Source organism: Hymenobacter crusticola (assembly GCF_002154225.1).
Taxonomy (GTDB): domain Bacteria; phylum Bacteroidota; class Bacteroidia; order Cytophagales; family Hymenobacteraceae; genus Hymenobacter; species Hymenobacter crusticola.
This window is the reverse complement of sequence record NZ_MTSE01000016.1, coordinates 88,151-107,899: the sequence shown is the minus strand read 5'-3', so window position 1 is coordinate 107,899 and position 19,749 is coordinate 88,151. Positions and strand designations below refer to the sequence as shown.

Below are 19,749 nucleotides of genomic sequence, written 5' to 3'. Positions count from 1 at the left end.
AGCCGATGCCCTTCTCCCAGCTCAAACCACCGCGGCAAGCAGCCTCCACCGACGTGCTGCTGGTGCTGCTGCCCCCGACCCACGGCGAAGGTATAGCATCGCAGCTCGCCAGCACCAACGCCTCCCTCGACCGCCTCCAAACCCTGCTGGAGCCTGCTATTCGCATCCTGCGCATCAACGAAGCGAGCCATCCGGCCGTGGTGAGCAGCTTCCACGCCACCGAGCTGCCGGCCTTTGTGTTTCTGCGCCAAGGCATTGAGCTGTGGCGCCACCAAGGCTTGCCCGACGACGAAGCCATTGCGCCCCTGCTGCTGCGGAAGATTAATTCCTAAAAGCTAAGGCGGGTTGGGTCCGTCCGCTGTATAAGCAGGCCTAGGTAGCCAAGTGTCGGGGGCAAATCACCATCTTACGCCCACCAACACCAGCTACCGAAACCGGATGCACAACACACTTCGCGCAAAATTGCAGCAGGGCGAACCCGCCCTAGGCACCTTCGTGCAACTAGGTGGCACGACCATTATCGAATGCCTCGCCCTCCCGGGCCTCGACTACGTGGTGCTGGATCTAGAACACGGCACCGGGAGCGTGGCCGAGGCTGCCGCGCAGATCTTGGCCGCGGAGCGCCATCACCTCACGCCGCTGGTGCGCATTAAGGACGCCTCCCGCGCCTCGGTGATGAGCCTGCTGGATCAGGGCGCGCAGGGGCTCGTTATTCCCGCCATCAAAACGGTGGAGGAGGTCCGCGACGTGGTGCGCTACGGCAAGTACGCGCCGCTCGGCGAGCGGGGCTTTGGCCCGTCCCGAACCTCGGCCTTCACCTACTCGCCCGACCTGCAAGACCTGCCGCAATACCTAGAAAACTGCAACCGCGAAACCCTGATTTTGCCCCAGTGCGAAACCCGCGAGTGCCTGGAAAATGTGGAGGAGATAGTAAACCTAGCCGGGGTAGATGGCCTGTTCATTGGCCCGTTTGACCTCTCCATCGCCCTCGGAATACCCGCCCAATTTGAGTCAGATGTGATGCAAGCGGCCGTCCAACGCATCCTGTCCGCGTGCCAGGCCGCCGGCAAGTTCTGCTTCATCTACGCCGACCGCACCCGGGCGCGACAACGGTTTGCGCAAGGCTTTCACAGCGTAGCCACCAGCATGGACACCGTCGAAGTAACCCGGGCTTTTCAGCTGCTAGTCCGAGACGTACTCGAATCTAAATGAGAAGCTAGGTTTGCCTGCATTTAGGTTGAAAGCGAAAGCAGACCAAGCAAGCCGCTGCTTGAACAGCATAAGGAGCGCCCCTTTTCACTGCCTGCGGTAGACGCTAGCAGCGAAAAGGGACGCTCCTTATTACGTGTTCTTCTTACTTATTCTTCACGAACCGTACCGGCAAGTGAGGCGGGTTGTAGCCTACCGGGTACCCGCCAAATCGGGCGTAGGTGTCGCTGGGGAGCTGAATGATTTTGAAGGCAAGCGGCGTATCGTCGGCTTGCCGTTCGGAGGTCCAGAGCAGGCAGTTGGAGCCTTCGCCGTGGGGGTTACCGGAAAGCACGCGCAGGTTGGCGGGCACGGCATTGAAGCCCGACTTGTTGTTGGCGTAGCCATCCTGCTTGAGCCAGCCCGTGCTAGCCATTAGTTGACCTAGCAAGCGCTTCGATTGCAGATCTTCCCCGTCCGTCGACTCTAGGTATTCGTCGTAGGGGATGCCCTGCGACTTGATGAGCTTCACGTAGTCTTGCTTGGTGGGGATGCGCCAGCCGGCCGGCACCTGGATGTTGGGCAAATCGGCAAACTTGAGGAAGGTGCCATACTCCGGCTTGTCAGAATCCTTGATGCCGCCCGGGCCAGCGTAGTTCACGGTCGTCCACTCTAGGTCGCCGATGGTGACGGTGGGGTAATAGAGGTTGCCGATCTTCACGTACGTGCCCGTGGCCGGCGGCTGCGACAAGGCGCCGCCAGGGTTGCTGGGCGTGCCGCCCCCTACTTTGCGGTAGCGCACCGAATACTGGTTGCCGCCATCGTTGCGCTTGGCATCTAGGTAGTTGGTCGCCGAAGTGAAGGAGGTAGCTTCTGGGTCAACCAAAAGGCTGAAGTACGATTTCAGGTCTTTGGCGATAATACTAGATTCCTTGTAGCCGGAGTACTTGTTGCTAAACACCCGCATCTTGCCCGACTGCGCGTGAAAGCGCAACGACCTAGGGTTAGTTTTGTACTCCAGGGTACCGGTGAGCTTATAGAAATAGCGCTTTACTTCGTCGCCAGAGTTCATGACTTCGGTGGTGTATTCCACGGCGTTCTTGCCATCAGCGGCAAACACCATCGTGCGGAACTCCTTGAAACCCTGCTCGCCCTGGAAGGTGCCTTGTTCCCAGTTCGACGTGAGTGGGCCTTCGTTGAGGTCGGCGTACCAGGTGCCGGCCATTTCCTCCGGAATGGGCGTGACGGGTGTGTTGGGTACCTCAATGGGAGCTTCCGTCGTCGGGTCCTCTGGGGTGGGTTCGATGGCGGGGTCGTCTTTGCAGGAACTGGCCAAAAAGGTAAGGGGAGCCAGCAGGAAGAAGAGCGGCTTCAAAACGGTTTTCATAGCAGAAACAGGTTGGAAAGGTTGGCGGGTAAGGCAAAAGCGCCCCTGCGCGGCTCATAAGTCGCGGGCGCTGGGGTAAGTAGGAAGAGTGGAAAAACGAGAGCCTAGGTGCCTAGGTAGTCCAGCCGGAAGGGGGCGGAACTACCTAGGTGCGAGAGCCTAGCTCTTCACCAGCCGGCGCACGACGAAGCCTTGGGGCGTATCGAGGCGCAGGAGGTAAAAGCCGGCGGGCTGGCGCTGCAAATCGAGGGTGTGCGATTGGGAGCCCGTGGCGGCTTGGCGCAGCACGGTGCGGCCTTGCGCGTCGGTCACGGTGAGGCTCGCTTGGGCAAAATTGGCGTCGTGGCCCTGCGTGGTTAGCGTGAAAAGGCCTGACGTGCTGGGGTTAGGATACACCTGAAGGGCGGCGGCTAGCTTTGCATCGCGCGCGGCCGTCACGTCGCTGGTGAAGGCAATGCCATCGAGGTAAAGCGCATTGCCCGCCGTGTAATCTTCGCCCATAGCCGATTGAAACAGAATGAAAACCGAGTCGGGGGCTAGGCTAGATTGGTACTGCAACGGTAGCCGCATGAGGGTGTAGGTGCTAGGTCCGGCCAGCAGCAGGGAGTCGGCGCCGGCTATTACCACCCGTTGGCCATTCACGGTGCGCGTCAGCGCTACTACCACGTGCGCCGAATCAGCGGCGATGTTGGTGCCGGTCTGTTTATAGTGAAATTGGAAGTGGGAGGGGCGGCTCGTGAACGGAATACCCCCGAGCTCATTGGCCCCAAAGTCGGGCACTTTGCCCACCGAGAGCATGCCGGGCACGGGCACCAAGTCCCCTAGTAGCTTATTTTCCAGCTTCACGGCAAAGCTGCCATTGTGCTTCTCCGTGGTTTTGCTCACGGTTTCCGTGACCACCGGCGTCCCGAACTCGTGCAGCCAATCGTCGGTCGTCGACCAGTCGACGGGTTGCTCGGAGCCGTGGCGCTCCGCCCAGTTTTCGAAGTTTCCGTTGGGCAGGCTCTGTGCAGAAGCCGTGGCTGTCGCGCAAAGGCTTAGCGCGGCAAAAATGAGTTGGTACAAAGTCTTTTTCATAGCAAAAAGAGGAGGAAGAGTGGAGGTAAGGAATTCAAGCTGGCTGCCTGGAGGCGGTCTTGTATGGCTGTTTGCTCGGCCGGATTTATAATCCGGCTGTTCGGAGTTGCGGATTTGTAATCTGCCGGAGCTGCGCCATTTGGGGTTGTTCTGACGTAGCTGCCCGCGTTGCGGGCGGGGATTACAAATCCCCAGCTCTCGACAGCCGGATTACAAATCCGGCCGAGCCAAGACAAAAAGAAGAGGAAGAGTGGAGAGGTAGAGCGGGCGTTTTGAGCAAGCCGAAGGAGCGCGACAGACCTAGCTTCGCCCTTCGGTCCGAAAGCGGACCTAGCTTGTGGTTGAAAATCAGGGGATTGGTGGGCTAGCTTTTGGTGCGGGGCTTAGCCTTGCACTTGGCGTTGGCTATCCAGCCAGCGCAGAATCACGTTCATGAAATCAAAATTGCGCTCGGGGTTGGCGGCATCGGCAAGGCGCATGCTTTCCTGCTGGGTCTTGACTTTCGCGAAGCCGTGGTCAACGTTTGGCAGGGTTTGAAACGTGGCTTGGCCGGGGTGCTCACGGTTCACGATGTCGACAAGTAGCTGATGGTCTTCGTTGTAGGAAATGTAATCGGCTTCGCCGCGTAGGGCCAGCACGTGCGTGTTGAGCTTTTTCCAGGCGGCAGCGAGGTTCACTTCCTGCCACTGCTGCATGTAGGTGTAGTGCTGCGGGAAGGAAATCAACGGCTTGGCGCTGGGGTACTTGGCCAGCACTTGGGCGGGCGTCTGTTTCTCGGTGAGCAGCAGGTGCAAGGCCGCCGCGTAAGTCTTCATCAGGTTCGTGATGGAGTCGTAGGGCAGCTGCTGGAGCTGGGCTTGGTTGCGCTTGTTCTGCAAGGCGTACTCGATGAAATTGCGGCTGGCCGTGCCGTACACCACCACGCCTTTCACCGGCTGCCCTTCAGCCACCAAGGGCGCCATGATGCCGCCAATGCTGAAGCCAGTGATGAAGATGTTTTGCTGATCGACGAAAGCGAGCTTCCGAATGGCCACCAAGCCTGCTTTGTAGCCGTTGGCCTCCGTCTGGAAGTCCGATTCCAGACACGGAATGCCTTTGCTGTCGCCCATGCCGGTTTTATCGACGCGCATGGTAGCGTAGCCGTGGCGCGACAGCGAGTCGATGATGCGGTTGGTGGTTTCGGTGGGCGTGAGCGGGTTATCCACCGAAAAGCAGCCCACGCCTTGGATGAACAGCACCATCGGAAACTTTTGCTGCTTCGTGCCTTTCGGTTTGGTGATGATGGTGCGGAGCTGGTTGCCGCCCACCTGCACCGACGAATACTGGGCGTCGTACAGCGGGCTTTTCTCCTGCGGAAACGCCGTAAACACCACTTGCTTGCGAATCTTTTTGCCGTCGCGCAGCACCGTAAACGTGCTTTTGTCGCCGGTGCGGTACTGCTTGAGCAAGCTGACAAACGGCCCAACTTCCGGACCTAGCTCTCGGGCATCTACCTGCACGATGATGTCGTGGGGCTTCAGGCCCGCGGCCTGGGCCGACGATTGCGCCCGCACGTCGCGGACGAAGATGCCGTTCTTGTTGGGCAGCTTGTAGCGCCGTTGCAGACTGTCGTTGATGCCCTGCAGCCCAATGCCCACGTAGGGGCGCCGCGGCAACTCTTGGGCGCTAGCCGGCCGCATAGCAAGCGAAAATAGAAGCAGAAAGGCAGCAAAGAGTTTCATGAGGCAGAAGTAGAGCTAGGGTAGGCGAAGAGCCCCTTACACGATGGTGGTCGAGCGCTAAAGACTCTTACCCAAGGCTGGTTGATTTTATCAGTGCGGCTGGCTCGGCACCACGGCGGTGTTGATGTTTGCTTGGGCTTTGCGCAGCACTTCTTGCAGGGCAACGTTGAGCTGCTGCACGGTGCGGCTGCCCATGCGCCGGCGGTTCAAAACGAGGTGCTGATTCGCGAGGCGTGTTTCGTGCACCAGCTCGTGCTGGCCGTTGTAGAAGCGCACGATGGCGTATTTCTGGGTGCAGCGGTTGGCTTCCACGTTCCAGTAACCGGGCAGCGTGGCCGTTGGGGGTTGGGCTTGGGCCGTGGCCTGCGTGGAAACGCACAGCGCCAGCAGGAGAAGACTGAGAACGGAAGTGGCGAATGTTTTCATGGCGGAAAGGAGCTAGGGGTCGGAAAATGCTTCGGGGATCGGGCGCATGCTAACGGGTTGAGTGGCAATGACGCAGGCCTGTCAGATGCCTGCAAAGTACCGGTGTGTAATCAGGGTCCACAATCGCATATTGATGTGAGGGAGCCCTCAAACAGACGGCGCGCGGGGGCGCAGGCTGGCTAGCCGGCCCGGCGCTTCTCGTCCTCGGCGCCGTCTTGGCGCTTGCGCGTGGGCGCTACCTTGTCGTTGCCGAAGCGGTAGGAGAAGGAGAGGGTCGCCACCCGCGTGTCCTGGCGCTGGTAGATGGTTTCGGCGTAGTTATCATACACGGAGGCGGCCCGCACTTTGCGCGTGTAGAGCACGTCGCCGAGGTTCAGCTTGAGGCTGCCTTTTCGGTCCCACAGACTCTTCTGAATACCTAGGTTCAGCTGGCCGTAGGGCTGAATGAGGAAGAAGCCGTACTGGCTTTTGGCTTGGTAGCGGGCCATGATTTCGGCGCTCCACGTTTTGCCCAGCGTGAGGGTGTTGGTGCTGGTGAGGTTGAAGGTGGCCCGGCTGGCGTTGAGGGCGGTGCCGGCCAGCGTGCCCACAAACTGGTTACGGTAGAACACGCCGGTGTTGTGCATGGTCCACCACGTGGCGGGTTGCAGGGGCGTGGTGAGGGTGAGGCCCACGTAGCGCTGCCGACCTAGGTTGGCGGGCCGGGCCACCACCGTGCTATCGGTTTCGGGCTGCACCGTATTCACGATGGGCCGATTGGTGCTGCTGTAGCTCAGCCCCACACTGATTTTCTGCTTGTAAGTGTGCGTCAGCTCCAGGTTGTAGCTAGTTTGGGGGCGCAGGTTGGGGTTGCCAGCGCCGGAAGTGGTTGGGTCGATGATGACGCGGAACGGGTTGAGCTGGCTGTACGAGGGCCGGTCGATGCGGCGACTCACTGACACGGCCACTTCGTGCTTGTCGTTGAGGGTTTGCTTCAAACCTAGGTTCGGAAACAGCTGCACGTAGCTGCGGCGGAAGCTCGCGTCGCCGCCGTCGCTCATCAGCTGGCGGCCGCGGGTCTTGGTTTCTTCGCCCCGTAAGCCGGCCTGAATGCTCAATTTGGCTAAGGTTTGGTTGAAGCTCACGTACGCCGCCGTGATGTCCTCGTCGTACTGGAAGCGGTTGGTGCGACCTAGGTCCACGGTGGTTTCGCCGTTCACGGTGTTCTCAAAGCGCACATCATTATCAGAGCGCACGCGGCTGGCTTTCACGCCGGCTTCCAGGCGCGCCGTTTTCGAGAGCGGGTGCGTGTAGTCGGCCTTGGCCGATTGAATGGTCAGCTCCCCGCGCTGGTTGCCGGTCACCAGCACCGTGGGGCGCCCCGATAGCTCGAAGTCAGTCGTCAGCGCCTGGGGTCGACGCGTATCATAGCGGGCATAATCCACATCGGCGGTCAGCTCGCGGTTGCCGCTGGAGTCGTTCGGGAAGGTGTGCTTGAAGTTGACGTTCGCAGCCGTGTTCGGCAGCGAATAGCTCCGGCGCGACACGGTGTGGTAAATGTCAACGGGCTGATTGGCCACATCAAAAAACGTGACGAACGTGTTGCTTTCCCGCTCCGGCCCCCGGTCCGACAACCCGCTGACCACCGCCCCCAGCGCCGTGCGCTGGCCTAGGCTGTAGTCGGCGCCCGCTTTCCAGGTGTGGCTTTGACTGCTCACCAGCTGCACGCTCCGCTGCGCAATGCGGTCCGACTCCGTCCGTACGCCGTCCTGCACCTTGTAAAAGCGTCGGCTAATGTCGAGCTTGTCGAAGCCGTTGCGCTCGGCGTAGGCGTAGTTGCCAAACAGGTTCAGTTGGTTGTGCCGGTGGTTCAGCGTCAGGCCCGAGGTAAACTTGCCGTACTCGCCCCGGCCGTAGCTCAGGCTCACATTGCCGTTGGTGCCTTGGCGCTGGTCTTTTTTGGTGTTGATGGCGATGATGCCGGCGCTGCCCTGGGCGTCGTATTTGGCGGGCGGGTTCGTAATGAGCTCAATGTTCTTGAGCTGGTCGGCGGGCAGGGCGCGCAGGTAGTCGGCTAGCTCGGTGCCGGTCATGGGCTGGCGCTTGCCGTCGATGAGCACCAACAAACCCTGTTTGCCGCGCAAGGCTAGGTTGTCGTTGCCGTCTACGGTCACGCCGGGCGAGCGGGTGAGCACATCCAAGGAGCTGTTACCAGCGGCCAGCGTCGAGCCTTCCACGTTCACGATGGTGCGGTCGGCTAGCTGTTCGTAGAGTGGCTTTTGCCCGACTACGGTTACTTCTTTCAGCGTGGTAGCAGCGCTGGCGGGCAGGGCTAGGGCGGGCAGTTGCGTGGTTGTTTGCGCCTCAAAGGCTTGGCTCCACCGCCGCGCAAATCCTACCTGCGAAGCCGAAACCAAGTAGCGCCCGTCACCCGCTTCCACCCGAAAATTGCCTTGTGCGTCGCTGAACTCGGTTTTGATCACCGACGAGTCGGCAGCGCGGTGCAGCGTGATGGTGGCAAATTCGAGCGGGGCACCCGCCGCGGTACGCACGGTACCCGTAATTGTGGCCAAGCGTTGGGCCTGCGCGCCCGTGCTAGCTACGGTGCCTAGCACCAGCGCTAATGGCAAGCCAGCCGGTACGGAAAAGCGCGGAAGGAGCAGAGTTTTCATAGCAGAAAGAAGTGGAGACCAGAACCGGTGGAAGGCAGCAGTCAGGCTGGCGGATGCGGCGTTCCGCTAGGAACCTAGCCCGCTGTTGCCCGCTGTGCGTCTGATTGTTGTAAAACTATTGCGCGCCTTCGCGCCCGGAAACGACTTCTTGTCTGAATTGAGGAATGCGCTGTTTGAACTGTGGAATTCTGGCTATTGAGGAAAACAGCGCGGCAAACCCCAACAAAAAAGTCCGCGCAAGCGGACTTTGCTAAAGAATGCTAATGCACTGTAATAGAATAAGAAGGAAGCTGGGTGAGCGTAAAAACTTGCACCCAGAACAAGGCCGTCTGCCGGTCCGACGCCCAAGGCGTCGGACCGGTTGTCGTTTGCAACTGGCTATTTTAATGTGTAAGCGTCGGACTGGCCAGCAACTACTTGCCCATCCACGTTTTAAACGGCGTCAGCTTCTCCCGGCTCACCACTACTTCTTTGTCGATGGCGGGCTTCAGGTGCAAGGCTAGGCGGTTGCCGAAGTACGTTTCGATCTGCTCCACGCTGCCGATGGAAACCAAAAACGAGCGGCCGATGCGGAAGAACCTAGCCGGGTCGAGCATGGCTTCCAACTCATCGAGCGAATAGTCGACGGCCATCTTTTTGCCATCGAAAGTTTTGAACAAGTTCAGGCGCTCGTCGCTGTAGAAGTAGGCAATCTGCTGCGTCTCCACCGAAATCAACTTCTGGGCATAGTGCACCAAAAAGCGCTGGCGGTACTCTTTAGGCTGAAGTTGCTGCAACTCCCGGATCAGGCTGCTCACGTTCAAGCTAGGTTCCGATGATGGGCCTTGATACAAGGCTTTTACCTGCGAAAACTTATCCAGCGCCGCCCGCAAATCTTCCTTCTGAATGGGCTTCAGCAGGTAGTCAATGCTGTTGACCTTGAAGGCTTTAATGGCGTATTCGTCGTAGGAAGTGGTAAACACGACGGTGCTTTTGACCTCCGTTTCCTCAAAAATCTGGAAGCTTTGGCCGTCGGCTAGCTCAATGTCCATCAGGATCAGATCGGGGGCCGGGTGCGCTTTCAGCCACGCCACCGTTTCGCGAATGCTGCCGGCCACGCCCACCACTTCCGCGTCGGGCTCTACGGCCGTGAGTGTTTTGGTGAGCTTCTTCACGGCCATTTCTTCGTCTTCAACGATCAGGATTTTCATGGGACTCGACGCGTAAAAAATTGGGGCAAAGGGGGAAAACTTACGGCTTGGGTTGAATGAGCGGCACGGTGACCCTGAACTCGGTATCCGTCTGCGTTACCTGGATTTCGGGCTGCTTCAGCAGGTTGAACTTGCTGGCGATGTTGCTGAGCCCTACCTGGTTGGAGGCCACGTGCTGCACCTTCTTTTGCAGGTTGTTGCGCACCATCAGCAGCCCGTTGGGTTGGGTGCTGATGTGCACCGTCAGTGGATAATCTTTGTGGATAACGTTGTGTTTCACGGCGTTTTCCACCAGCAGCTGCAAGGTGAGCGAGGGCAGCAGGCTTTGCTCGTAGCTAGGTTCAATGGCTAGGTCGAGGTGCAGGCTGTCGCCGTAGCGGGTTTTGAGCAGGTGAAAGTAGGAGCGGATGAATTGCAGTTCGGTAGCTAGGTTGGTCAGCTCGTTTTCGTTGTTGCGCAGCAGGTAGCGGTACACCTTGCACATCTCATCCAAAAACTCCTCGGCCCTCTCCGCATCCTCGCCGATGAGGTAGGAGAGGGTGTTGAGGCTATTGAATAGGAAGTGCGGGTTAACCTGCTTTTTGAGGCTATCAAGCTGAGTCTGTAAGTTTTCCTTCTGAAGCTGCTCCTTCTCCTTCTCGGCCTGGAGCAAGCGCGAGAAATAAAACAGGGCCTCTTGAATGCCGGTAATCAGAAAGGCGATGACCAGGCCGCTCGTGATGGTTTGCATGTACACGGCCCACGGGTAAGGTGGTCGGAACCCCGTCACGTCCACAACCCACATAACCGCCCAGTCGATGAGCACGTTGCAGAGCCAGCACAGCGGAATGGCCAGCAGCAGGCGTTTGCGGGCTTGATGCAAAGCCGGATACCGGCGCTGAAACCGCCTCAGAATCCAGCGGTCTGTCTCCCAGGTAGCGGCAGAGTTGACCACAGACTCGATCAGTAGGTTGAGGGTAGCGAGGCTGAACGGGTGCTCGTAGGCCTTGAATGTGTAAATGGACAGCCCCACGAAAAACGCCACGCCCCCCACCCGAAGCCATCGGTCATCCAGTTGTTCTACTCGTTGAGCTTTCATGCACAGGGAGGCTTATTCACCAAATATAATCTCTTGGGAAGGCCAAGTGAAAGTGCCGACCGCTTGGTTTGGGTAATGGCTAGGTTGAATTGAGGAAAACGCCGCTTCAACCGTGCGCCGTGTTTGGCGGCTTCTGACGTCCCAACGGTTGTCATTCCGAGCGGAGCGAGGAATCTGGGTTGAAGGCAAGGTCGGTTTACTCAGATTCCTCGCTGCGCTCAGCAGGGCAATTGGTAGAAGCGCAAGCAGTTAAAGCGCAAAAAAGGAGGGTTGAAGCGGTGCTTTCCTCAATCTGTCATTTCCTGCTTTTCGGCGGCAGCGGGAGGGGAGAACTTGCTGGCACAAAGCCCGATGGCCGCGCCGCAAGCTAGGCTGCATCGGGCCACACGCCCTTCTTTCTTCTACTTCTATGAACAAGCTTTTCGCGACGTTGCTGCTTGCAACTACCTGCTACCTAGGTGCGCCCTGGTGGCGAATTGGCCTAGGTGCCGGGCCTACCCCCAGTGATTATCAAACGCTAGTGTCGGCCGAACGAGCGTTTTCGGCGTTCACCAGCGCGCACGGCATCAAAGCCGGTTTCACGCGCTTCCTGGCCGACGAAGCGCTGGTGATTGTCAAGGGCCGCTACCAGTTGGGCAAGCCGCTGTTCGAGCAGATGCCCGTGCAGCCCGGCGTGCTTTCCTGGCAGCCCCACTACGCCCGCCTTGCCGCTTCCGGCGACTTTGGCTACACCACCGGCCCGTTTGAAGTGCGGCCGCACACCGCCACCGACGTGCCAGTGGGCTTTGGGCACTTTACCAGCGTGTGGCGCAAAACCAGCACCGGCGAGTGGAAAGTAGTAGCCGATGTGGGCATCACGCACCCAGCGCCCGGCCAGCCCAGCGAAGCTAGCTTGCTTACGCCGCCCGCTGTCCGAAAAGCAGCACCTGCCGACACCGCCGCCCGCCGCCAAGAGCTGCTCGCGGCCGAAGAAAACCTCGGTCGTTTGGCCGCTGCCCAATCGTTGCAGGCGGCCTACAAAGCGGTGCTGCCCGCCAGCCCAACCGTGCGGCTCTACCGAAGTGGCAGCTTGCCTTACGTGGGCGCCGCGGCCACCACTTTTGCCGCTGCCCAAACGCAACCCGCCACTTTCTCCGACGCTAAGGCGGTGGTAGCGGCCTCCGGCGACCTAGGTTTTACCTACGGCTACGCACAGCTGCAGGACAAAAAAGGTCCCTTTCTGCGCATCTGGCAGCGCGGGGCCAAAAACGCTTGGCAACTGGTGCACGAGGTGCTCGACGTGCACTAAAAACCTAGGTAAGCGGAGTAACGCGGGCCAGGCAGTAGGCAAGAACCTGATAAAAGTCAGGGAATGACCTGATAGGTGGCAGGAAGGAGGCTTCAGGAAACAGCCAAATTTGACTGTTCATCAACGCGTTACCTAGCCATGACTCCAACCTTGCTCATCCTGACTGATTTCCTGGCGGGCGCCAACCGGGCGCTAGACTACGCCGCGACGCTGGCCCACCTCGTGGGAGCCCGACTCGTGCTTTTGCACGTGCAGCGCACCTCTTGGCTCGACCCGGAGCGGCTCACGGGTAAGCTTTCTGCTATAAACGAGGAAGCCACGCAGCTTGCCCTGAACAGCCTAATCCGCGACTTGCCGGTGTCGGCCGTAGCTGAGGTAGGCGTTGGTCGCGTGGAAGAAGTGGTGCAGGAAGCCGTAGAGCGGCACCACCCCGTCTTGATCGTGCTGAGCCGGCCGGAAACCGAAAACACGCCCGATGAACTGGTGACCACCACTGCCCTAAACTTGCTGCGCCTGCATGCGTGTCCGTTGTTGGTCGTGCCTCACACAGCCACCACCGACACGATTCCGCAGCGCGTACTGCTCGCCGCCGATGGCGGCCGATTTAGCCTAGGTACGCATCTAGAACCCGTGCGCAAGCTGCTGAAAGCGCTACAAGCGCAACTCACGGTGGTGCACATTACCGAATCGGCTACCCGGCACACGGCCGCGCAGGCCCGGGAATCGGTGGAACGCACCGGCCTCACGCGCGACTTGCCAGCGGTGCGTACCTGCCACCTGTGCCAGCAAGAACCCGGAGAGGGAATCTTGCAGGCAGTAGCCGAGCAACGGGGCGATTGGCTGGCTGTTATTGCCCGGCCGCACACCTTCCTCGGTTCGTTGTTTCACCATAGCGTAACGGCGTATGTGGTGCTGCATAGTCCGGTGCCGGTGCTCGTGCTGCCCGCCGATGCACACGTGCAAGAGACGGTACAACAGGTCGGAAATCACCTGCTGGCTGTATAGAAGCTAGAGTACGAAGCCCTCGGAGGGGATGTATATAACAAAAACGGTGGCCGAGCTCGGCCACCGTTTTGCGTGTGGTTGGTAAGTAAAGGATCAGGGCTTAACGGATAACCGTGATACGCAGGTTTTCCACCTTGCCATTGCTGACCAAGCGGCAGACGTATAGGCCGTTGGCCAGATCGGCGATGGGTAGCGGCACGTAGTATTCCTGCCCGCTCATCACCTCGGCGTTGTAGAGCGTCGAGACCAGCGAGCCTAGCTCGTTGTACAAGTACACCTGAGCTTTGCCGCCCTGCTGCGTGTGGAAGTGCACCGTGCTCGTTTCCGTCAGCGGGTTAGGATATACTTCGAGTAGGTTACGCGTTGCTCGGTCAGATACCAACGCCTTTTGCGCCAGCACCGCCCCAGACGTGGTAGCCATGGCAGCCGCACCGGTCACGCGACGCAGGGCCGTGGCTGGGATGAGTTGCTTGGCAATGTTGGGGCCTTGGTAGCTTACCGCAAACACCTGCCCGCCGCCGTTCTGGAAGTACGTCACCGTGAAGGCGTGCGTGCCGGCCTTCAGCCCAATGGTGCCCGATTGCTCGCGGGTGTCGTGCGAGCCATCGTTATTGACGATCATGGTGGAGCCGATGAAGAGCTGCGAACCGTCGTCGGAGCTGGTATAGAAGGTGTATAGCCCATCGGTGGGCACCGTCACGTAGCCTGTGTAGTACAGCGCGTACCCGTAGTTTCGGGGAGCTACTGCCAAGGTGGGCGTGGTGGAGGTGCCACTTTGCAGCGGCGTCAGGCTAGCAAAGTTGGGCAGCACGTCCCAGAAGCCTTCGTAGTACTTGTAGTCGAGGCCAGCCACGGTATTGGCCGGGTTTTCGGGTACGCGCAGGTTGGAAGCCGTATTTACCGTCACGGTGACTTGGCTCATGGCGCTAGCCGCCCCTAGGTTATCGGTGGCGACCAAGCCGAATACGTACGTGCCTGCTACCAAGCCGCTGACGGTGGGCTGGGCCACCGTTTTGCTGCTGAACGTAGCCGTGTTGGGGCCGCTCACTTGGCTCCACAAGAAGCCGGTAACGGTGCCATCGGCATCGGTGGCGCTACCGCTGAGGCTCAGGAAGTTGGTTGGCAGTGTGAGGCTCCGGTTGGCTCCCGCATTGGCTACTGGCGCTTGGTTGGCAGTAGTGGCTACGCGCTTGTAAGCGGAGGCCGGGATGAGCTGCTTGGCTAGGCCTGGTCCGGCGTAGCTCACGTTGAGCGTCTGCCCGCCATCATTCTCGAAGAAGGTAATGGTCAGCGCGTGCGTGCCGGCTTGCAAGCCAATGGTGCCCGACCTTTCTTGGTCGCCGTGCAGGCCGTCGTTGTTCACCACCAACGTGGAGCCGATAGAGAGCTGGGAGCCATCATCGGACGTGGTGTAGAAGGTGTACTGCCCGTCGGTGGGCACCGTCACATAGCCCGTGTACTGGAAGGCGTAGCCGTTGTCGCGCAGCGCTGGTGTGAGCGAAGGCGTCGTCACGGTTCCGATCTTGGTGGCGATGAGCGTGCTAAAGGTGGGTAGCGCGTTCCAGTAGCCTTCGTAGTAGCTGTAGTCTAGGCCGGCCAAGGCGTTAGCCGGATTTTCCGGTACGCGCAGATTATTAGCGGCATTCACCGTCACCGAGACAGTAGCTGCCGCACTATTCAGGCCTAGATTATCGGTGACGATGAGGCTGAAGGAGTAGGTGCCCGCTACCAAGCCGCTGACAGTGGGCTGGGCTACGGTTTTGCTGCTGAACGTGGCCGTGTTCGGGCCGCTCGTCTGGCTCCAGAGGTAGGCGGTAACGGTGCCGTCGGCGTCGGTGCCGCTGCCAGCCAGCGTCGTCGAGTTGGCCGGTAAGGTGAGGGTCCGGGCGGGGCCAGCATTTGCTACCGGCGCTTGGTTGCTCGCCGGGGCATTCACCGTGATGGTTACTTGCGCCGCCGCACTAGCCAGACCTAGGTTATCGGTAACGACCAGGCTGAATACATACGCGCCCGCCACTAACCCACTGACGGTAGGAGCAGCCGTGGTCTTGCTGCTAAAGGTGGCCGTGTTGGGGCCGCTCACTTGCGCCCACAGGTAGCTAGCTATGGTGCCATCGGCATCCGTGCCGGAGCCGTTCAGCGCGGCGGTGGCGGTTGGCAGCGTAATGGTTTGGGCGGCACCGGCGTTAGCTACTGGCGCTTGGTTGGCCGTGCCTGACAAGCGCTTCAAGGCTGATGCAGGAATGAGCTGCTTGGCTAAGCCTGGTCCGGCGAAGCTCACCTGTAGGTTCTGGCCACCCGCATCTTGCAAATAAGCCACCGTGAAGGCGTGCGTACCGGCTTTAAGTCCGATGGTGCCATTGACTTCTCGGCTGTCGTGGGTGCCGTCGTTGTTGACCACCAACGTGTTGCCGATGTACAGAAGCGAGCCATCATCGGAGTTGGTGTAGAAGGTATAGACGCCATCCGTGGGCACCGTCACGTAGCCCGTAAACTGGAAGGCGAAGCCGTAGTCACGCTGCTGCGCGGTTAGCTCAAAGGCCGTGGCGTTCCCCGTTTTGGTGGGCGTAAGGGTAGTGAAGTTCGGGACGGCTTTCCAGAAGCCTTCGTAGTACTTGTAGTCGAGGCCCGCTACGGTGTTTGTGGGGTTTTCCGGCGTGCGCAGGCTAGAGGCCGCATTTACGGCCACCGTTACTTGCGCTGCCTGGCTCACGGCGCCTAGGTTGTCCGTCACGACCAGGCTAAACACATAGCTGCCGGCTACCAAACCGCTGAGTACAGGTTGGGCAATGGTTTTGCTGCTGAAGGTGGCCGTGCTTGGGCCGCTCACTTGCGTCCAGAGGTAGGCGGCCACGGTGCCATCGGGGTCCGTGCCGCTGCCGATGAGCGTAGTGCTATTGGTGGGCAACGTGATGCTCTGGTTGGCGCCCGCATTCGCCACGGGCGCTTGGTTGGCCGGCGCGGTGGTGTTCGATACGCGCTTATACGCCGTGGCCGGAATCTGTTGCTTGGCTAGGCCCGGTCCGGCGTAGCTCACCACTAGGTTCTGACCGCCGCCATTCTGGAAGAAGCTTACGGTGAAAGCGTGCGTACCGGCTTTCAAGCCGATGATGCCGGTCTGCTCCCGGAAGTCGTGGCCTCCGTCATTGTCCACCACCTGGGTCGAGCCGATGTAGAGCTTAGAGCCATCGTCGGAGCTGGTGTAGAACGTGTACTGCCCATCCGTCGGCACCGTGATATAGCCCGTGTATTGCAGGGCGTAGCCGTAGTCGCGCGAGGCCACCGTCAACACGGGGGTCGTGCTGGTGCCGGTTTTCAGCGGAGCTAGCGTGTTGAAGGCTGGCAAGGCATCCCAGAAGCCTTCGTAGTACTGATAATCGAGGCCTGCTATCGCGTTGGCGGGGTTTTCGGGGGTGCGTAGCCCTCCCGCGGTAGCGGCATTCACCGTCACCGTTACCTGCGCCGGAGTGCTAATGGCGCCCTGGTTGTCGGTTGCGGTCAGGCTAAAGACGTAGCTGCCGGTTACCAGATTACCTACAGTTGGCTGCGCGACAGCAGCATTGCTGAAGCTCGCCGTGCTAGGTCCACTCACTTGCGTCCAGGCGTAGGTGGCGATGGTGCCATCTTCGTCCGTAGCACTGCCGTTTAGGTCCACGGTGTTGGTGGGCAGCGTGATGGTTTTGGCCGCTCCAGCATTCGCAATGGGCTGCAAATTGGTGGGCGTTAAGGTGGCTGGCGTGCGCTTGTAGGCGGCGGCGGGGATGAGCTGCTTGGCTAGGCCCGGTCCGGCGTAGCTGACCTGTAGGTTCTGGCCGCCATCATTCTCGAAGAAGGTGATGGTCAGCGCGTGCGTGCCGGCCTGCAAGCCGATGGTGCCGGTGCGTTCCACGTCTCCGTGCAAGCCATCATTGTCCACCACCAGCTGCGAACCGATGGAGAGCTGGGAGCCATCATCGGAAGTAGTGTAGAAGGTGTATTGACCATCCGCAGGCACTGTCACGTAGCCCGTGTACTGGAAGGCGTAGCCGTTGTCGCGCAGGGCCGGGGTGAGCACCGGGCTGGCCACGGTTCCCGTTTTGTTTGGCGTAAGCGAGCCGAAAGTCGGCAGTGCGTTCCAGTAGCCTTCATAGTATTTGTACTCCAAGCCAGCCACTGCATTGGCTGGGTTCTCCGGCACGCGCAGGCCGTTGCCCGGCGCCACCGTTACCGTTACTTGGGCAGGATGGCTGGCCATACCTAGGTTGTCGGTGGCCATCAGGCTAAACACGTAGCTGCCCGCTACCAAGCCGCTCACGTTAGTTTGGACGGTGGTGGTATCACTGAAAATGGCCGTGGTGGGGCCACTCACTTGGCGCCACGAATAAGTGGCGATGGTGCCATCCGGATCGTTAGCGGTGCCAGTGAGCGTAGCGTAGTCGGTGGGCAACGTGATGGTTTGGGCGGGGCCCGCATTTGCCACGGGCATTTGGTTGGCCGGCGTCGACGTACAGTCCGGGTATAGCTGCATTTCCTGCGTTGTAGCTAGGCCTAGCGCATCCGTCACGGTTAGCAGAATACGGTAGTAGTAGGTCTCAGTACCGCAGCCTAGGGGCGAAATAGTAGCCTTCGCCTCCACCGACGATACCACGGGCTCTGGGTGTTCGTGATTATCGTGGTGCAGAATGGTTTGCCACTGGTAAGAGAGTTGCGCGGCGCCGTGCTCCTGGTCTGTTACATTGGCCCGTAAGTCGTATATGGTTTGAGCCGTCAGAGGGTATTTGGTGCCGGGCGCGGGGCTGGTGATCGTGACTTGCGGGGGCGTGTTATTAGCCGAAATTACGAGGGTTGCTTGTCCGCTGCTGGCCTTATCCTGCACCGTCAGCGTGACGTTGTAGTTGGTGGGGTCACCCGTTGGGAAGGTATGCGTAGGGCTCATTAAGGTGCTGGTGGTACCATCACCGAAGTCCCACAAATAGGTAAGCTGCTGGCCTTCGGGGTCGCGCGAGTTGCTGCCATTAAATTGCACTGTTAGCGGCCCAGGTCCATACGTTTTGTCGGCTGAAGCAACGGCGACTGGCTCCACGCCCACCGGCGCGTTGTACACTATTTTCCGAATTTCGCCGGGCCAGAAGTTGACGTAATACAGCCCGCCTTCGGTGGGGTGCGTGGCCATACCGACTACAATAGCGCCCTCGTCGATGAAATTGCGAACGGCTACAGGCTTGTTGTCGGCATCCGTGCTCAGGTTGCGAATCCAGCTGCTGGCGTAGTCGCCGAAAAAGCAGGTATTCTGGTACTCCGGCGGAAAATCGGCGTGCGGGTAAAACGCGCCTACCATGCCCGAGCTACCCCCAAACTGTGGCCCCGCTACTGGCGAACCTGGCGCGCCAATGTTGATTTCGCTGGCTGTACCACCCGTAAAAATGCCCGTGCGCGCTGGCCCAGTAGGCTGGTGCTGCCAGTCGATGGCGGGCCGGCTATGCACGAAAGTGGTTACAGCGGTCGGCATAGCGGCCCCGCATGGGTTGGTGAAGGTGGCGGTGCCCGTCGGCGTTTCCTGCTGAATGAGGTCTTGGAAGTAGAAATAAGGCTGTGAGCAGCCAGCGGCGCCGGTGGGCGCATAGGGGTTAGCAGTTTTCTTGGCCCAGTAGAGGTCTTGCTTGGTTAAGCCCTCGAACAAGGGCCAGCCGAAGTTCATGCCGGGGCGCACGGCTATGTTCACTTCCTCCCAGGTGTCGTAGCCGACGTCGCCGATGTACAGCACTCCAGGGTCAGTAGCACTGCCCGAACCCGGCTTCAGCGTGATGCGGAATGGGTTGCGCAAACCAAGCGCCCATACCTTCGAGCGTACCGCGCCAGGAGCGTTGGCTTGATAAAAAGGGTTGGTAGTGAGCCCGTTGCCGGTTTCGGGGTCAATTCGAAGGATCTTGCCGTTGTAGCTGTCAATCTGTTGGGCCCGGAGCGCGCCCACGTTCTGCTCCGCCGGAATGATGCCGTCGGCGAGAGCCTGTTGGTAATACGATTCGCTCGCGCTGCCTACGTCGGGACTTTCGTAGCTAGAGCCGTCACCTACGGAAACAAACAGGCTGCCGTCGGTGCCAAATACCAGACTGCCAGGGCCGTGGCTCATGTGCAGCTCGGGTATTCCGGTTTCCTTCGTAGCGCCGATCAGCACCTTGCGGCTCGCCGGATTGACGGTGTAGCCCGCGGCGGTTTTGGTGGCCGTGTAGCGCGTCACGCGGTTGATGGTGGCGTTGTAGTACTCATCGTACGTGGGGTTGTAGCGCGCCGTGCCGTAGTTCAACAGATGGTGCCGATCGACGGTGTACAGTAGGTAGATGTACCCGTTGGTATCGAACTGCGGGTGCAAGGCAAAGCCCAACAGACCCAGGTCGCGCCACGCGCCTACCTCTTCGCTGAGGTCGAGGAGCAAAGCGCGCTGCCCATTGGCTTCCGTCCATACTTTGCCGGCTCTTTCCCAAACGAATCGATGGGTACCGGCCTTGTTGAAGGCGAGGCCAACGGCCTCGTTCCAGCCCGATGAGACGGTTACGGTGGAAAAACCAGTAGGCGGTGCCTGGGCAAGCGCCTGCTGCCTACTGATTAGTCCAAGAAAAAATAAGATGAGTAAAAATTTTTGCTTCATAAGGCGTGATTAATAGGCGTGCAGGGCGGTGATTTTGGGCAAAGCAAGCTTACTCCGAACCCTATGGGCGGATGTGCTTGCCCAGTTTTGTTCAAACAGGCGTATCGCAGAGA

At 59.7% G+C, this 19,749-nt stretch carries 12 protein-coding genes; 4 read left to right on the top strand and 8 right to left on the bottom strand.

What is annotated here, in order from left to right; all coding sequences use genetic code 11:
• Positions 1–5: 5 nt before the first annotated feature.
• Together BXP70_RS21985 and BXP70_RS21980 are read left to right on the top strand one after the other, a co-directional pair.
• Complete coding sequence (locus tag BXP70_RS21985; protein ID WP_086596275.1) at positions 6–332, top strand: thioredoxin domain-containing protein; 327 nt, start codon at positions 6–8, stop codon at positions 330–332.
• A 106-nt stretch (positions 333–438) separates the two neighbouring features.
• Positions 439–1,212, top strand: coding sequence for an HpcH/HpaI aldolase family protein (locus BXP70_RS21980; protein ID WP_086596274.1), 774 nt, complete (start codon positions 439–441; stop codon positions 1,210–1,212).
• Between the two features lie 142 nt (positions 1,213–1,354).
• Here the strand turns inward: BXP70_RS21980 and BXP70_RS21975 are convergent, their stop codons facing one another.
• The 7 genes from BXP70_RS21975 to BXP70_RS21945 all read right to left on the bottom strand — a co-directional run bounded on the left by BXP70_RS21975 (position 1,355) and on the right by BXP70_RS21945 (position 10,718).
• A complete protein-coding gene (locus tag BXP70_RS21975; protein ID WP_086596273.1) occupies positions 1,355–2,575 on the bottom strand; it encodes an FISUMP domain-containing protein in 1,221 nt (406 codons plus the stop codon).
• A gap of 159 nt (positions 2,576–2,734) precedes the next feature.
• Positions 2,735–3,652 (bottom strand): T9SS type A sorting domain-containing protein, encoded by a 918-nt coding sequence (locus tag BXP70_RS21970; protein ID WP_086596272.1) that lies wholly within the window; start codon positions 3,650–3,652, stop codon positions 2,735–2,737.
• A 383-nt stretch (positions 3,653–4,035) separates the two neighbouring features.
• Positions 4,036–5,373, bottom strand: coding sequence for a CocE/NonD family hydrolase (locus BXP70_RS21965; RefSeq protein WP_086596271.1), 1,338 nt, complete (start codon positions 5,371–5,373; stop codon positions 4,036–4,038).
• A gap of 90 nt (positions 5,374–5,463) precedes the next feature.
• Complete coding sequence (locus BXP70_RS21960) at positions 5,464–5,799, bottom strand: hypothetical protein (protein WP_086596270.1); 336 nt, start codon at positions 5,797–5,799, stop codon at positions 5,464–5,466.
• A gap of 179 nt (positions 5,800–5,978) precedes the next feature.
• Positions 5,979–8,450 carry an outer membrane beta-barrel protein gene (locus BXP70_RS21955; RefSeq protein WP_086596269.1) on the bottom strand — a complete coding sequence of 824 codons (2,472 nt, stop codon included), beginning with the start codon at positions 8,448–8,450 and terminating at the stop codon, positions 5,979–5,981.
• Between the two features lie 413 nt (positions 8,451–8,863).
• Positions 8,864–9,640: a LytR/AlgR family response regulator transcription factor gene (locus BXP70_RS21950; RefSeq protein ID WP_086596268.1), complete on the bottom strand. Its 777-nt coding sequence runs from the start codon at positions 9,638–9,640 to the stop codon at positions 8,864–8,866.
• A gap of 40 nt (positions 9,641–9,680) precedes the next feature.
• The gene (locus BXP70_RS21945; RefSeq protein ID WP_086596267.1) at positions 9,681–10,718 is read right to left on the bottom strand and encodes a sensor histidine kinase; all 1,038 of its coding nucleotides are present in this window, start codon (positions 10,716–10,718) and stop codon (positions 9,681–9,683) included.
• Positions 10,719–11,127: 409 nt separating this feature from the next.
• Here BXP70_RS21945 and BXP70_RS21940 point away from each other — a divergent pair, with 409 nt between their 5' ends.
• Together BXP70_RS21940 and BXP70_RS21935 are read left to right on the top strand one after the other, a co-directional pair.
• The gene (locus BXP70_RS21940) at positions 11,128–12,006 is read left to right on the top strand and encodes a YybH family protein (protein ID WP_086596266.1); all 879 of its coding nucleotides are present in this window, start codon (positions 11,128–11,130) and stop codon (positions 12,004–12,006) included.
• Between the two features lie 138 nt (positions 12,007–12,144).
• On the top strand, positions 12,145–13,011 hold the full coding sequence (locus BXP70_RS21935; RefSeq protein WP_086596265.1) for a universal stress protein: 867 nt from the start codon (positions 12,145–12,147) through the stop codon (positions 13,009–13,011).
• Positions 13,012–13,111: 100 nt separating this feature from the next.
• Here BXP70_RS21935 and BXP70_RS30605 read toward each other — a convergent pair whose 3' ends face one another.
• Positions 13,112–19,636: a PKD domain-containing protein gene (locus BXP70_RS30605; RefSeq protein ID WP_245849711.1), complete on the bottom strand. Its 6,525-nt coding sequence runs from the start codon at positions 19,634–19,636 to the stop codon at positions 13,112–13,114.
• Positions 19,637–19,749: the final 113 nt, after the last annotated feature.

Bases quoted from the DNA above. Each gene is read 5' to 3' on its own strand.
- BXP70_RS21985 (WP_086596275.1), top strand. From the start codon at position 6: ATGCCCTTCTCCCAGCTCAAACCACCGCGGCAAGCAGCCTCCACCGAC.
- BXP70_RS21980 (WP_086596274.1), top strand. From the start codon at position 439: ATGCACAACACACTTCGCGCAAAATTGCAGCAGGGCGAACCCGCCCTA.
- BXP70_RS21975 (WP_086596273.1), bottom strand. From the start codon at position 2,575: ATGAAAACCGTTTTGAAGCCGCTCTTCTTCCTGCTGGCTCCCCTTACC.
- BXP70_RS21970 (WP_086596272.1), bottom strand. From the start codon at position 3,652: ATGAAAAAGACTTTGTACCAACTCATTTTTGCCGCGCTAAGCCTTTGC.
- BXP70_RS21965 (WP_086596271.1), bottom strand. From the start codon at position 5,373: ATGAAACTCTTTGCTGCCTTTCTGCTTCTATTTTCGCTTGCTATGCGG.
- BXP70_RS21960 (WP_086596270.1), bottom strand. From the start codon at position 5,799: ATGAAAACATTCGCCACTTCCGTTCTCAGTCTTCTCCTGCTGGCGCTG.
- BXP70_RS21955 (WP_086596269.1), bottom strand. From the start codon at position 8,450: ATGAAAACTCTGCTCCTTCCGCGCTTTTCCGTACCGGCTGGCTTGCCA.
- BXP70_RS21950 (WP_086596268.1), bottom strand. From the start codon at position 9,640: ATGAAAATCCTGATCGTTGAAGACGAAGAAATGGCCGTGAAGAAGCTC.
- BXP70_RS21945 (WP_086596267.1), bottom strand. From the start codon at position 10,718: ATGAAAGCTCAACGAGTAGAACAACTGGATGACCGATGGCTTCGGGTG.
- BXP70_RS21940 (WP_086596266.1), top strand. From the start codon at position 11,128: ATGAACAAGCTTTTCGCGACGTTGCTGCTTGCAACTACCTGCTACCTA.
- BXP70_RS21935 (WP_086596265.1), top strand. From the start codon at position 12,145: ATGACTCCAACCTTGCTCATCCTGACTGATTTCCTGGCGGGCGCCAAC.
- BXP70_RS30605 (WP_245849711.1), bottom strand. From the start codon at position 19,636: ATGAAGCAAAAATTTTTACTCATCTTATTTTTTCTTGGACTAATCAGT.